General features: G+C 63.4%; 12 protein-coding genes and 2 pseudogenes. 2 read left to right on the plus strand and 12 right to left on the minus strand.

The features are described 5' to 3' along the window. Positions 1-102: 102 nt before the first annotated feature. From DRB87_RS14345 to DRB87_RS14360, 4 genes are all read right to left on the minus strand, one after another. On the minus strand, positions 103-1179 hold the full coding sequence (locus tag DRB87_RS14345) for a branched-chain amino acid ABC transporter permease (RefSeq protein WP_130026382.1): 1077 nt from the start codon (positions 1177-1179) through the stop codon (positions 103-105). Positions 1180-1234: 55 nt separating this feature from the next. Further along, positions 1235-2149, minus strand: a complete 915-nt coding sequence (locus DRB87_RS14350) for a branched-chain amino acid ABC transporter permease (protein WP_130026383.1) — start codon at positions 2147-2149, stop codon at positions 1235-1237. 52 nt (positions 2150-2201) lie between these two features. Further along, positions 2202-3008 (minus strand): ABC transporter ATP-binding protein, encoded by an 807-nt coding sequence (locus DRB87_RS14355; RefSeq protein ID WP_130026384.1) that lies wholly within the window; start codon positions 3006-3008, stop codon positions 2202-2204. Between the two features lie 66 nt (positions 3009-3074). Further along, complete coding sequence (locus tag DRB87_RS14360; RefSeq protein ID WP_130026385.1) at positions 3075-5048, minus strand: long-chain fatty acid--CoA ligase; 1974 nt, start codon at positions 5046-5048, stop codon at positions 3075-3077. Positions 5049-5382: 334 nt separating this feature from the next. Here DRB87_RS14360 and DRB87_RS14365 point away from each other — a divergent pair, with 334 nt between their 5' ends. After that, a complete protein-coding gene (locus DRB87_RS14365; RefSeq protein ID WP_130026386.1) occupies positions 5383-6054 on the plus strand; it encodes a Crp/Fnr family transcriptional regulator in 672 nt (223 codons plus the stop codon). Between the two features lie 107 nt (positions 6055-6161). Here the strand turns inward: DRB87_RS14365 and DRB87_RS14370 are convergent, their stop codons facing one another. From DRB87_RS14370 to DRB87_RS14405, 8 genes and pseudogenes are all read right to left on the minus strand, one after another. Beyond that, the gene (locus DRB87_RS14370; protein ID WP_017233420.1) at positions 6162-6518 is read right to left on the minus strand and encodes a RidA family protein; all 357 of its coding nucleotides are present in this window, start codon (positions 6516-6518) and stop codon (positions 6162-6164) included. A gap of 58 nt (positions 6519-6576) precedes the next feature. Beyond that, the gene (locus DRB87_RS14375) at positions 6577-8010 is read right to left on the minus strand and encodes an NAD(P)/FAD-dependent oxidoreductase (protein ID WP_130026387.1); all 1434 of its coding nucleotides are present in this window, start codon (positions 8008-8010) and stop codon (positions 6577-6579) included. Next, positions 8007-8315 carry a (2Fe-2S)-binding protein gene (locus tag DRB87_RS14380; protein ID WP_130026388.1) on the minus strand — a complete coding sequence of 103 codons (309 nt, stop codon included), beginning with the start codon at positions 8313-8315 and terminating at the stop codon, positions 8007-8009. Before DRB87_RS14380 ends, DRB87_RS14375 begins: the two co-directional genes overlap by 4 nt. After that, positions 8293-9395 (minus strand): annotated as a pseudogene (locus DRB87_RS14385) (NAD(P)/FAD-dependent oxidoreductase). The gene DRB87_RS14380 and the pseudogene DRB87_RS14385 overlap by 23 nt, the downstream one beginning before the upstream one ends. Beyond that, positions 9396-10211: an ABC transporter permease gene (locus DRB87_RS14390; protein ID WP_039830192.1), complete on the minus strand. Its 816-nt coding sequence runs from the start codon at positions 10209-10211 to the stop codon at positions 9396-9398. It abuts the pseudogene before it with no gap. 11 nt (positions 10212-10222) lie between these two features. After that, on the minus strand, positions 10223-11161 hold the full coding sequence (locus tag DRB87_RS14395) for an ABC transporter permease (protein WP_370363094.1): 939 nt from the start codon (positions 11159-11161) through the stop codon (positions 10223-10225). Further along, a pseudogene (locus DRB87_RS14400) lies at positions 11158-12236 on the minus strand (ABC transporter ATP-binding protein). Before DRB87_RS14400 ends, DRB87_RS14395 begins: the two are co-directional and overlap by 4 nt. Before the next feature lie 23 nt (positions 12237-12259). Further along, positions 12260-13327: an ABC transporter substrate-binding protein gene (locus DRB87_RS14405; protein ID WP_017233413.1), complete on the minus strand. Its 1068-nt coding sequence runs from the start codon at positions 13325-13327 to the stop codon at positions 12260-12262. A 173-nt stretch (positions 13328-13500) separates the two neighbouring features. On the opposite strand from DRB87_RS14405, the gene DRB87_RS14410 reads away from it, so the two are divergent. Next, positions 13501-14391: a LysR substrate-binding domain-containing protein gene (locus tag DRB87_RS14410; RefSeq protein WP_150610382.1), complete on the plus strand. Its 891-nt coding sequence runs from the start codon at positions 13501-13503 to the stop codon at positions 14389-14391. Positions 14392-14479: the final 88 nt, after the last annotated feature.

Raw genomic sequence — 14479 nt, forward strand, 5'->3', positions numbered from 1 at the left:
GTCAATTGTTTCGTGTTCATACTGTGTCTCCGTCTGTGGTTTTTTTCATGGCAAACGCTGCCGCGGCACCGCACGACGCACCGTGCGCCACCGTGTCCAACCTCAATGCGGGAAGGGCCAGATGCGCAACTTCTCCTTGGCGATTTGCCAAAGCCGCGCCAGCCCATGCGGCTCGACAATCAGGAAGAAGATGATGAGCCCGCCAAACACCATCAACTGAATGTGCGAAACGGTCGCATTGGTGAACGGCAGATGCATAAGCGTGGCCATCGCCGGCAACACGCTATCGAGCAGAATCGGCAACAGCAGAATGAATGCAGCGCCCAGAAAGCTCCCCAGAACGCTGCCGACGCCGCCGATAATGATCATGAACAGGATGCGAAAGGATAGATCGAGCGAAAAGCCGTCCGGCTCGACGGAACCTAGGTAACAGTAGGCATACAGCGCGCCAGCCACACCGCAATAGAAAGAGCTGACCGCGAAGGCGAGCAATTTGACGCGCATCAGCGGAATACCGATCACCTCGGCAGCGACGTCCATGTCGCGTACCGCCATCCACGCGCGACCGATGTGTGATCGCACCAGGTTCTTCGCCACGAACGCCATCACCGTGACGACGCCGAGCACGAACAGGTATTTGCGTACCGGCGTGTCAACGTCGACACCGAGCATCGAGATCTTCTGCGCGGTGATCACCCCGGACGAACTGTGGTTCGAGAGCCATGGAAACTTCGTCAGCACCCAGAGCACAAAGAACTGCGCTGCCAGCGTGGCGACCGCCAGGTAGAAGCCCTTGATGCGAAGCGATGGCAAGCCGAACGCCACGCCCACGAGCGCGGCGCAAACGCCGCCCAGCGCGAACGAAGCAAGAATCGGCATGCCTTCGATGCGCAACTGGAAGTTGTACGACGCGTAGGCGCCCACCGCCATGAACGCCGCCGTTCCCAGAGACAACTGCCCCGCATAGCCCGTCAGGATGTTGAGGCCCAGCGCCGCGAGCGAAAACACGAGAAACGGCACGAGAATCGCCGTAAGCCAGTATTCGGAGGCCACCCACGGCAGCACGCCGAACGCGACGGCAAGTAAAGCGCAGACGGCGAACCGATCCTGGCGGATCGGGAAGATCTGGCTATCGGCTTCGTAAGAGGTCTTGAACTGCCCGGCTTCGCGATAGAACATGGATGGCCTCTGCGGTAAATGCTTGTACGTTCGTTTCGAGTTGACAGCCGTCGGCTCAGACCCGATCGATATGCCGCTCGCCAAACAGTCCTTCCGGGCGAACCAGCAGGAACAGCAGGGCAAAGACATAAGGGAACCAGCCCTCGATGCCCCCGAAATTGCCACTGAACTGACTTTCCAGCAGTTGCGGCACGTAGATCTCTGCGAGCTTTTCCGCCGCGCCGATGATCAATCCCCCGACAATCGCCCCCGGAATCGACGTGAAGCCACCCAGGATCAGCACCGGCAGCGCCTTGAGCGCGGTCATCGTCAGCGCGAACTGCACGCCGTTGCGCGATCCCCAGAGCATGCCGGCAACGAGCGCAACGAACCCCGAGACGCTCCACACCACGACCCAGATGCGCTGCAACGGAATACCCAGCGAGAGCGCCGCCTGGTGATCGTCGGCCACGGCACGAAGCGCGCGGCCGATGCGCGTGGCCTTGAAGAACAACGCCAGCAATGCCACCAGCACGGCGGCAATGCCGGCCGCGGCCAGATCGAAGCGGCTTACGAGCACGCCCGTCGAGTCCATGATCGATGCGATGGGTTCGTCGACGATGCCCAGCGACAGCGGACGCACCTCATTGCCCCACAACAAAGGCGCGAGGCCTTCGAGGAAGAACGACAGCCCGATCGTCGCCATGAACAACGTGATAGGCGACTGATTCACCAGCTTTCGCAGCACGAAGCGCTCCGTCGCCAGGCTCATCAACACCATGACGCCGAATGCGCCAATCGCGGCCAGCCACAGCGGCAAGCCGTGCTCCATCAGGCCGACCACCGACAGCGCCGCAAAATACACCATCGCACCCTGGGCAAAGTTGAAAACGCCGGATGCCTTGAAGATCAGCACGAAGCCGAGCGCGACGAGGGAATACATCACCCCGGAGAGCAGCCCGCCGATCAGGATTTCCATAAAGAACTGCATCGATGTCTCCCAGTTGCCAACGCGTTGCCGGCAATCGTCTATCGCCAGGCCGTCATTCGGCGGCGGGCATTCCGTGCGCTACTCCCAGATAGGCACGTATGACCTCGGGGTCCGCCCTGACTTCAGCGGGGGTTCCGTCACCGATCTTCTTGCCGTAATCGAGCACCACGACCCGATCGGAGATATCCATCACAACGCCCATGTCGTGTTCGATCAACACAATCGTCGTGCCGAACGCTTCGTTGACGTCCAGGATGAAGCGGCACATGTCGCGCTTCTCTTCGAGATTCATGCCGGCCATCGGCTCGTCGAGCAACAGCAGCCCCGGTTCGGCGGCAAGCGCGCGCGCCAACTCGACACGCTTTTGCAGACCGTAAGGCAGACGTCCGACCGGCGTCTTCCGGATGTGCTGAATTTCGAGAAAGTCGATGATCTCTTCAACCTTGACGCGATTCGCCATTTCCTCTTCCCGCGCGCGGCCCCACCAAAGCGCGCTGGCCAGCAGGCCCGAGCGCATTCGGGTGTTACGGCCCGTCATGATGTTGTCGAGCACCGTCATGCCCTTGAACAGCGCGATGTTCTGGAACGTGCGCGCCACGCCCTGGCGCGCCGCCGACGTCGGATGCATTCGCTGTCGCAACTGCCCACGGAAGACAATCGCGCCCTGCTGCGGGTGGTAGACGCCGTTGATCACGTTGAGCATGGAACTTTTGCCCGCGCCATTGGGGCCGATGATCGCGCGGATCTCGTGCTCGCGAACGTCGAACGAGATATCCGTCAATGCCTTCACGCCGCCAAACGACAGGCTGATGTGCTGCAAATCGAGCAGGACTTCGCCAAATGTCCGGTTGTCGTGCATGCCTTCTCCCGCTGAGTGCCTGGCTGAGTGCCAATGTTGAGGTCGATGCGCTGGTCGATGCGACGCTCAGGCGGCGCAGCGCAATGCCGCAGGCGCAGGGTCGTCTGCCGATTCGCGCGCACCGATCACACGCGCCGGATGTATCGTGAGCGTGGCACTCACGCTGCCTTCGCGTCCGTCCTCGAACTTCACGCGCGTTTCGATGAATTGCACCGTCTTGCCTGAATAGAAGGCATCGACCAGCACCTCGTATTTCTGCGCGATGAACGTGCGGCGCACCTTGCGCGTGCGCGTCAGTTCGTCGTCATCCGGATCCAGCTCCTTGTGCAGAATGACGAAGCGCTGAATCTGCGCGGCTGAAAAGGCGCTCTCCTTGGCGAGATCCGCATTCACGGTCTCCACGCAACCCAGAATCAGTTCGGCGACGCGCGGATGGCAGGCCAGGTCCACATACCCGGCGTATGCGAGGTTCTGCCGCTCCGCCCAGTTCCCCACGGCATCCATGTCGATGTTGATGAAGGCACACACCCCGTCGCGACCGTCGCCGAATGCCACCGCCTCCTTGATGTACGCGAAGAACTTGAGCTTGTTCTCGATGAACTTAGGCGCGAACAACGACCCACAGGCCAGTTTGCCGACATCCTTGGCCCGATCGATGATGCGCAGATGACCATCGGCATCGATGATGCCGGCGTCGCCCGTGCGGAAATAGCCAGCCTCGTCGAGGGCTTCGCGCGTGGCATCGGGCCGCTTGTAGTACGCCTTGAGCAAGCCCACCCCGCGCACCAGCACTTCCCCGTTGTCGGCGATCTTGATGTCCATTCCGGGCGCGACCGGCCCCACGCTGTCGAATCGCACCTCGCGATCCGGTTGCAGGCAGACATATGCGCACGTCTCCGTCTGCCCGTAGAACTGCTTCAGATTGATACCGATTGCGCGATAGAACCGGAACAGATCCGGGCCAATCGCCTCGCCAGCGGTGTATGCCGTGCGAATCCGGCTCATGCCGAGTGTGTTGCGCAGCGGACCGTACACACAAAGATTCCCGAGCGCGTACTGCACCCGATCGAGCCACGACACCGCACGACCGTCGAGCACCGCCGCGCCGCACCGGTTCGCCACGTTCATGAAGTGCGCGAACATTACGCGCTTGACCCGACTCGCATCTTCCATGCGAATCATCACTTGCGTGAGCACATTCTCGTAGACGCGAGGCGGCGCAAAGTAATAGGTGGGCCCGATCTCGCGCATATCGGTGGCGATGGTTTCGGGCGACTCCGGACAGTTGACGGTGAATCCCGCCACCAGTGCCTGCGCGTAAGAAAACAGATGATCACCCACCCAAGCCATCGGCAGGTATGACAGCACTTCGTCGCCGGGGCCGAGGCGATCGAAGGCACTTCCGTGAAAGGCTGCGCCAATCAGCCCCGCGTGCGAATGGCATACGCCCTTGGGCTTGCCCGTCGTGCCGGAGGTATAAAGGATGGTCGCCGTATCGTCGGGCTCGCCGGCAGCCACGGCATCGTCAAAGTAGCGCGGATGCCTGGCGTCGAACTCGCGCCCCTGCTCGATGGCCGACGCATATGACTGCAGTCCTGCGGCGTCGTAGCCCCGCAGGCCTCGCGAATCTTCGTAAATGATGTGGGATAGCCGCGGCACCTGGGCGCGCAACGCCAACAGCTTGTCGACCTGCTCCTGATCTTCGACGATGGCGAAATCGATTTCGGCCTCGTCGAGCACATGCGCCATTTCCGCTGCCACGGCGTCCTGATAGAGCGGCACGGCGACGCCGCCAAGCGCTTGCGCGGCCGTCATTGCCCAATACAGGCGAACGCGGTTATTACCGACAATGGCGAGGTTATCTCCACGCTTGAAGCCCGCGGCGGCCAGCGCGCACGCCAGCGTCCGGACTTCTTGCGCGGCAGCCTGCCAGGTCCAGCATTGCCAGATCCCCAGATCTTTTTCCCGATATGCCGTGCGGGTGCCGCGTGTGGCCGCGTGGGCCAACAACAAACGCGGGAAAGTGGTCCGCTCCTGCATGCCTGTCTCCTGTGTCTCGCCACGATTCGACTTGTGTCGAGGGGCGTGGCGTGGCTCGGTCGGCGCGCGTGCGTATGGCACGCTCTCTACAGCTAGCAACGTCTCTGACGGACGTCATTTTCAGTGGCACTGCGTCATTCGCGATGGCTTTCGATCGTCGGCACCATGGAGCGGCGACGACTATCGCTGGCAACAGGCAGCTTCTATACTGGCACTTCGGCGTCGTGCACGAATCGCCGTGAAGACTTGTCGCGACGTTCTCAGGCAAGGCGACGATACCTCATGGATCACGACGGATTTGTCACCCGGATGACAATCAAGGGAAAGTCCCTATATGTCGCTCGAAACCCTGTTGCAACGCAGCGTATGGGCGCAAGGACTAACGCCAGCGCAACGCGAACGTGTCGCGGCCGACATTCAGGTGCGGCCGGTCGAGAACGGTGGCTATGTGTGCCGCAAGGGAGACCCGTCGCACGCCTGGTTTGGCGTCATCGACGGACTGGTGAAGATCGCGACGGCATCGGCCAGCGGGAAGTCCGTCACGTTCACGGGCGTGCCTGCGGGGGCATGGTTCGGGGAAGGTTCGGTGCTCAAGCGCGAGAACCGAAAATACGATGTGATGGCACTGCGCGATTCCGTCCTTGCCCATATGCCGATTGCCACGTTCGACTGGTTGCTCGACACGAGCATTCCCTTCAATCGCTTTCTCACGCTTCAGCTCAATGAGCGGCTGGGCCAGTTCATCGCGGCGGTCGAGCACGAACGATTACTCGACACCGACGCGCGCGTTGCGCGCTCCCTGTCGTCGATGTTCAACCCGACGCTCTATCCGTCCGTCGACACCACCGTACAGATTTCACAGGAAGAGCTGAGCTATCTCGCCGGCGTTTCACGGCAGCGCGTCAACCTGGCGCTCAAGGTGCTGGAGCAGGCCAGGCTCGTCAAGGTCGACTACGGCGTGTTGACGATCCTCGACCTCGAAGGGCTACGCGAATTCGGGATGTAAGCGGCGCCGACATGGCATCACGGCGCCGCGCATCGACCACTGACGATGAAAAAGAAGCCCGCGCACATTCGCGGGCCCTCGATTCGTACACGTTAAGGTTGCGCCGATTACTTGGCAGCGGCGATCACGGCAATTTCGACGAGCAGATCGGGGGCTGCCAGACGCGCCTCCACCGTAGCGCGCGTCGGGGTATTGCCCGGGCTCGTCCACGCATCCCACACGGCGTTCATGCCGGCGAAGTCGGCCTCGATGTCCTTCACCCAGACCTGCGCCGAGAGCAGGCGCGACTTGTCGATGCCGGCATCTTTCAGATAGCCATCGATCTTTGCGAGCACTTGTTGCGTCTGCCCGGTGATGTCCTGACTGCGATCGTCCGCCGTTTGGCCACCGATGTAGACCGTCCCGTTATGCACCACGACACGGCTCATCCGTGCGTTCGTGTGATGGCGTTGAATATCGCTCATTAACCACATCTCCAAAAGATTCAAAAAAGTAGCGGGCGGGAGGCGCGAGTCCCCTCACCTACTTGGGAAAGCCTGCACGTTCGCTCAGGACGTCGGCGCCGTCGACCGCGGTGGCCAACTCGCCCAACGTCACCGGCTTGATCGGAGGACGGATGCGATAGTACCCGACCTCCGGCACCGCACAGCCCTGCGATTGCGCCAGCAGTTCGGCCACGGTCAAGCCGCAGAACCGGCCTTGACATGGCCCCATGCCGCAACGCGAAAAACTCTTCGTCTGATTCGGACCGACACAGCCCAAGCCCGCCATGCGCCGCACGTCGCCCGCCGTCACCTCCTCGCAGCGGCACACGATGGTGCTGTCGTCGGCCGGTATGCGAAACGCCTCGGCCGGCCGGTACAGCGCATCGAGGAACGGGCGGATCGCCGTATGGGCCGCCAGCTCACGGCGCAGAGACAGCGCGCGCGAGTCGCGCTTCGCGGCGTCGAGCTTGCCGAGCTTCACCGCGGCCTGCAAGGCAGCGAGTCGTCCCGACGGTTCGGCGGCAAGCGCACCGGCGATACCCGCTCCGTCTCCCGCGACGAAAATGCCCGGCAGGCTCGTCTCGCCCCAGGCGTCCGTCTTCGGATACCAACACAGTTGCGCGTCGTCCCATGCATGCTCGCACCCGATCGAGCGCGTGACCTGCGTGTTCGGAATCACCCCTTGATGCAGCAACACCAGCGACGTGTCGATGCGCTCGGTACGCCCGTCCACGACATACTCGATGCCCTCTGCGTGCGTGGTTCCAAGCACGCGCAGCGCTTCGACATGTTTGACGTGCCGCACGCCCGCCGCACGAATGGCCCGCAGCAGCTTGAAGCCCTTCATCAGATACGACGGCGCGCGCAACGCCCCACCCGCGTGACGCAACGCCTCGCGACGCCCGCTGGCCTCGGCCGTGTCGAGAATGGCACGTACCGGCACGCCGGCATTGATGAGCTGCCAGGCAAACAGATAGAGCAACGGGCCGCAGCCGGCGAGCACCGCCGGGGAGTCGGGCACCAGCGCCGACGCCTTGAGCAACGTTTGCGCCGCCCCCACGCCCATCACGCCGGGCACCGTCCAGCCGGGAATCGGGAACGGTCGTTCTTGCGCGCCGCCAGCGAGCACGATGGCGCCGGCTTCGATCTGCAGCGTTCCGCCGCCCGCGCCCTGGCGCGTGACCGACACGCGTCTGTCCGCGCCGATCTGCCACGCGAGCGTCTGCGGCCAATAGGCGATGCCGGCCGACGTAAAGGCTTCGACGAGCCCACGCCCACGAAGATAGTCCGGCCCGAGCACGCCCGGGTCGGCCAGCGGCGAGCGGCTCACGCTGCGATAAATCTGTCCGCCGGGCAAACCGTTCTCATCGACGACGAGCGGCTCGAGCCCATGACGCTTCGCTTCGAGCGCCGCCGCCAATCCCGCAGGCCCAGCCCCGACGACCAACAAATCCACGACTTTCGTGCTCATGCCACACTCCTCGCACCGTTCATTCGACGCACCTGCATGCCTTCGCGCACCGGTGTCATGCACCCCTGCCGGTTGGGCACGCCGTCGATCTCGACGAGACAATCGAAGCACACCCCCATCATGCAGAACGGCGCGCGATCGCTGCCGGTGACCGGTGTGGTCCGACACGCTGTCACGCCAGCGAAGAGCAGCGCGGCCGCCACATTCATGTCGCTCGGCACGTCGACCGGCGTGCCCTCGATAAAGACTTTCACCGTCGCGCCATCCTTGCGCGCCAGCGACTTAAGCAGCGAAACGTTTGGCATAGAAATGATCCAGAAGCGCAGGACGCGGCGCGCCGAGAATCCACGGCGCGAGGATTTCACAATGCGCAGCGGCGAGCGTCACGCCGCTGTGACAGGTCGCGAGGAACGCGCCCGGGCAGGCCTCGGAGGCCTCGTAAATCGGCAGACCGTCGTCCGTCATCACCCGCAACGCCCCCACGCACGCACCACGCGCACGTTCTTGAGCAGCGGGAACGGTGCAATACCGCGCCGGGCGATGTCGGCGAGCACGTCGGGCGTCACACCGTCGTTGAAGCCCACGTCTTCGGCCGAGTCGCCGAGCATGACCGAGCCCTCGACGGTCTGACGCACGTAGATCGTCGGATAGTCGAGAAACGGCTTGACGCGCTCGGTCACGATGATCTGGCCGCGCAACGGTTTGACTGGCGCGCGTAGACCTACCATCGGCGCGAGATCGCGATTGCCCAGACCGGCCGCGAGCACGACGCGGCCGGCTTCCAGCGACACATCGCCCATGCTTACGCGAAACGCGCTGCCCGTCTGACGAATATCGGTCACACGCAGGTTCGGTGCATACTCGCCGCCCGCCTGCTCGAACGCGGCAAACAGTGCACGCAGCGTATACAGCGGGCTGACGTGACCGTCGTTCGGAGAATAGATGGCGCCCACCACGTCGGGGCCGATGGCCGGCAGACGCTCGGCAAGCGCCTTGTGATCGAGCACTTCGTACCCGAGGGTCGGTTCGGCCTCCTGCAGCTTGCGCATGTTCTCGACCTTGCTCGCCAGCTCCTCCGGTGTCTGGGCGATGTTGAACCCGCCGGGACGTTGAAAGCCGATGGAAACGCCGGTGCGTGCGAACAGCTCGTCAGCCAGGTTCTGCCACAGGTTGGCGGAGTGCAGCGACCAGCGGGCATAGTTCGTGCAGGTGCCGCCTTTGCCTTGGACCCAGACCAGCCCGAAGTTGCCGCGAGCGGCACGCAGCGAGTTGTCTTCGCCATCGCACACGACGACGCGTTGCCCGCGCTTGGCAAGCCCGTAGGCAATCGCCATGCCGACCAGGCCGCCGCCGATGACGGCGATATCGTATGTTTTTTGCATGATTTAGTGATTTCCGATCAGAACCTTGTTCAGCCCGTAGACGCGATCGAGGATCAGCATCACCGCCAACGTCAGCCCGATGAGCAGCGTGGAGATGGCGGCCACACTCGGGTCCACTGTCTCGCTCATGTTCATGTAGATGCGCACCGGCAACGTGATCGTGGTGGGCGCCGTCACGAAGATCGTGGCCGTCAGTTCGTCGAAACTGTTGATGAAAGCGAGCACCCATCCGCCCGCCAGCCCCGGCAGGATCGCCGGTAGCGTGATGCGGCGAAACGTCGTCCAGCGTCCGGCGCCGAGCGAGCGCGCCGCACGTTCGCTTTCGTCGGCCTGCCCCACGAGCGCCGCCATGATCAGACGCAGGGCATACGGGAAGATCAGCAGCGCGTGGCAAGCGACGAGGCTCACGAACGAGCCGCCCATGTTCATCAGCGTGAACAGTCGCAGGAACGCAATGCCGAGCACCACCGGCGGAATCATCAGCGGCGAGAGCAGGAACGAGTTGATCGCGGCGCGCCCCGGAAAGCGGTAGCGCGCCAGCCCCATCGCCGCCGGGACTGCCAACACCGTCGACACGGTGGCCGACGTCACCCCCAGCCACAAACTCGTGCGCAGCGCCGACAGAAAGTCTTCATCGTTCATGAGCGACGCGAACCAGCGCAACGAAAAGTGCCGCGTCGGAATGGACAGGAAGTCGTCCGGCGTGAAGGCGACCAGACACACCACGACCAGCGGCGCGAGGATGAAGACGAGAAACACGACGTGAAACGCGATCGCCCCCACGCCATTGCGGTCGTACCGAGAGTCTTGTTGATTCATCTGCTTTCCCCTCAGCCCAGACGGCGCGTGATGCGCCGCTCGATGGCGCGGTTGTACCCGGTGATGATGGCCACATTCACGACCAGCAGGACGATGGCAATCGCGGCCCCCAGCGGCCAGTTCAGCGAACCGAGGAACTCGTCGTAAGCCGTGGTCGCGACCACTTTGAGGCGACGGCCACCGATCAGCGCCGGCGTTGCAAAGGCGCTTGCCGTCAACGCAAAGACGATCAGACTGCCGGAGAGAATGCCCGGCGTGATCTGCGGCAACACCACGCGCCACATCACCGTCGCACGCCCTGCCCCGAGCGAGCGCGCCGCATGTGCGACCGCCGGATCGAGCCGGGTGAGCGATGTCCACACCGAGAGCACCATGAGCGGCACCAGCACATGCACCAGCGCCACCGTCACCGCGCCCATCGTGAAGAGCATCTGCAAGGGATGTCCGATCAACCCGAGCTTCACGAGCACCGTGTTCACCAGCCCCTCGCGGCCCAGCAGGATCGACCAACCCAGCGTTCGCACAACGACCGAGATGAGCAGCGGCCCGAGCACGAGCACCAGGCAGAGCGAGCGCCACGGATCGCGCATGCGGAACAGGAAGTACGCTTCGGGCACACCCACCAGCACGCAGAGCAGCGTCACGCCGACCGAGAGCAGCAAGGTGCGCAGGAAGATCTCGTAGAAATAACTGTCCGTGAGAATGTCGGCATAGTGCTGCAGCGAGATCGTCGGCAGCACGCCGCCCAGGTTCGCGTCGAAGCCATGCAGGCTCAACACGAACGTCAGGACGAGCGGCACCGCGAGCAGCACGAGGAAGTACAGCGTCGCCGGCGTGACGAGCGCCCAGGCCGCGCGGCGCTGGCTGGCGATTTCCGGTGAAATGGCCGCCGTCGCTTTCATTTCCGGCATGGCCGATGCCTCCGGTGGCGTAGACGTCGCAGCATTCATGCCCCCTCCTGCACGAGACGCAACGCATCGTCGGCCCAGTCGAGCCCCACAGCCTCGCCGTCGTTGGCTGCCACCACGCCATCGTTGGACACGAGCACACGCAGCTCGCCCAGGGCCGTCGATACGGTCAGCACCCAATGGTTGCCGTGGAAGCTGCGCTGGCCCACTCGGCCCGCGAGCCGCCCCGCCGTCGCCGACGTCAGGCGAATGCGTTCGGGCCGCAGACTGAATGTCGCGGGGCCATTCCCCCCGCCGCCGGCGCCTGTCCCGCATGCGCGGGCGACACGGCGAGCCGGTGCCCTTGTGCGTCGAGCACCGGCACGCCGCCGCGCACATCGAGTTGACCGGAGATGAGATTGGTCTGCCCGATGAAATGCGCGGCGAACGTGGCGCGCGGGTCTTCATAGATCTCATGTGGCGTATCGATGCGCACCACACGCCCAGCGTTGAGCAACACCACGCGATCGCTGATCGCAAGCGCCTCGGCCTGATCGTGCGTCACCATGACGGTGGTCGTGCCGACCTTGCGTTGAATCGCGCGCAACTCGTCCTGCATCTGCTCACGCAGCTTGGCGTCGAGATTCGAGAGCGGTTCGTCGAGCAACAGCACGGGCGGTGCGATCACCAGCGCCCGGGCCAACGCCACGCGCTGACGCTGGCCGCCTGAGAGTTCGCGCGGATAACGCTGCGCGTGCTGGCCGAGATGCACCAGCTCCAGCGCGTCCTGCACGCGGCGCTGCTTCTGCCCGGGGTCCACGCGGCGCATGTCCAGACCGAACGCAACGTTCTGCGCCACGGTCATGTGGGGGAACAGCGCGTAACTCTGGAACACGATCCCGAGTCCGCGCTTTTCCGGCGGCACCGGCGTGAGGTCGCGGCCCTCCAGCAGAATACGGCCGCTGCTGGGGGCGACGAATCCGGCGATCATCTGCAACGTGGTGGTCTTGCCGCAGCCGGACGGGCCCAACAGGGAGATGAATTCGCCCTGTTCAATCGAAAGATCGACGCCCTCGACCGCGACGGTCTCACCGAAGCGCTTGCCGAGTTGCTCGAGACGCAAATATGGAGTGCTCATGACGCTTAGGGTCTCCGTGCGACTTAACGCTCGATCTGACGGTTCCAGCGCTGCGTCCATTCAGCACGCTTCGCGTTGACGACATCCCAGTCGACACGGATGAGCTTGTCGATCTGTGCGGGCGACGGCACGCGCGCAGCCACCGCCATGGAGAGTTGCGTCTTCTTGTTCGACGGCGCGACACCTGCGCTTTCGGCAAGAATGGCCTGGGCTTGCGGCGAGAGAATCATTTGGACGAACTTCTGCGCCAGCGCTTCGTTGGCGGACTTGTCTACCACGCACATGCCCATGGCAAGCGCCACCGCCCCTTCCTTCGGATACACGAACTCGGCCGGAATGCCCTGTTGGCGCAACGCCTGAACGCGGCCGTTGCCCCACACGGCGATGGCGACCTCATCCGATTGGAACAGCTCGGCGATCTTGCCCGGCGACGGATCGAACGACAGCACGTTCGGTGCGATCTTCTCCATCGCGCGGAAGCCCGGTTCGATGTTGCTGTCGCTGCCGCCGTTGATCTTCGATTCGACCAGCAGCCCGTGCAGGCCATACGTGTTCTTGATGCTCGGCATCACGAGCCTGCCCTTGTACTTCGGATCCGACAGGTCCTGCCACGACGTCGGCGCGGGCCAGCCCTTCGCCTGGAACACTCGCGTGTTGTAGGCGATGCCTGTGGCGATCAGGCCGGCCGCCACGGCGTTGCCGCCCTTGAACTTCGCGATGTCGTACAGATCGTGATAGACGGGCGCGTCGGCGAGCTTGCCGCAAAAGCCCATCTGGAGGGCCTGGTACATGGGGCCGTCATCGAGGAAGACGACATCCATGCCGGCCTTGCCTTTTTGCGCCTGCAACTTCGCGAGGTTGGTCGTCGAATCGCCGGGCACGATCACCACCTTCGTGCCGGGGTTCGCCTGCTCGAAACTGGGAATGACGTCCTTCTTGAGCATCTGTTCAAACGAACCACCGTAAGCGCCGACGTACAACGTGGTGTCGGCGTAGGCAGCGCTGGCGCCGAATACCGTTCCGGCGACACCGACCGAAATGGCCGCGGCGCGGGCAAGCTTGCGAAGCGTTTGGGGAACGACAGTCTTCATCGATAGGCTCCTTGCGTGAAGTAGGGTTATGTGATGTTATGGCCCGGCAATTTCAAAAAACCCACAACCTGCTGCGTGGTTTGCGTAGGTTCATTTTCGACGCAAGCACCGTCAAATCACATTTTTTCGCCCGCCCATACATAAATGTTATGGCGCGAGGGGATGAGGTTTCCATGAAGATCCGGCAGTTGGAGGCATTTCGCGCGCTGATCCTGCGCCAGACGGTCACTCGGGCGGCGGACATGCTTCACGTTTCGCAACCGGCGGTCACCCGTCTGATCAACGATCTCGAGGCGGATATAGGGTTTTCCTTATTCGACCGGAGCAACGGCCGACTGAACCCGACGCCCGAAGCGATGGTGCTGTTCGAGGAGGTTGAGCGCTCGTTTGCGGGCATCGATCGCATTGCGCAGACGGCCGAGCAGATCAAGTCGCTACGGCGCGGCTCGCTGCATGTCGCTGGCGCTCCCGCGCTCGCGCTGGAGTTCCTGCCCACCACGATGACGGGGTTCATGCGCGAGCATCCGGGCATCAGTACGACGTTGCTGATTCACGCGTCGAGCACCGTTATCGATATGGTGGTCGGGCGGCGTTGCGATGTCGGGTTCATCGCGCACCCGATCACGCATGCCGGCGTGAACATTGAAACGCTGCACCGCGCCCCCATGCGCTGCATCCTGCCGCACGGACATCGACTCGCGGATCGCGACGTGATCCATCCTGAGGATTTGCGCGGCGAATCGTTCGTGTCGTACCCGAAGGAGTTCGATGGGCGGATGTATATCGACCAGATCTTTGCCGAGCGACGGATCGATCGGGTGATGAGCGCGGAGTCGCAACTGTCCGCGGCGATTTGCGTGCTTGTGCAGCACGGCGCGGGCGTGTCGATCATCGACCAGGTGACGGCCCGGTACGCGGCGGGACGCGTCATCGTCAAGCCGTTCGAGCCATCGGTCGTGTCGGGCTTCTCGCTGGTCACGTCGAACCAGCACCCGCCCTCGCAACTCGCGAAGGCTTTCGTCGAGTTCACGAAACAGCGCATGATCGAAGCGTTCGGGGATTGAGCGATCCTCGCCCCGGGAGACACTGCAAAGCCTGATTCGCAACGCGAGACTCACCCATGCGCAATGCCCTCCGGCCGAATGGCACGCT

It is taken from the genome of Pandoraea sp. XY-2, from assembly GCF_004193915.1.
Classification (GTDB): Bacteria; Pseudomonadota; Gammaproteobacteria; order Burkholderiales; family Burkholderiaceae; genus Pandoraea; species Pandoraea cepalis.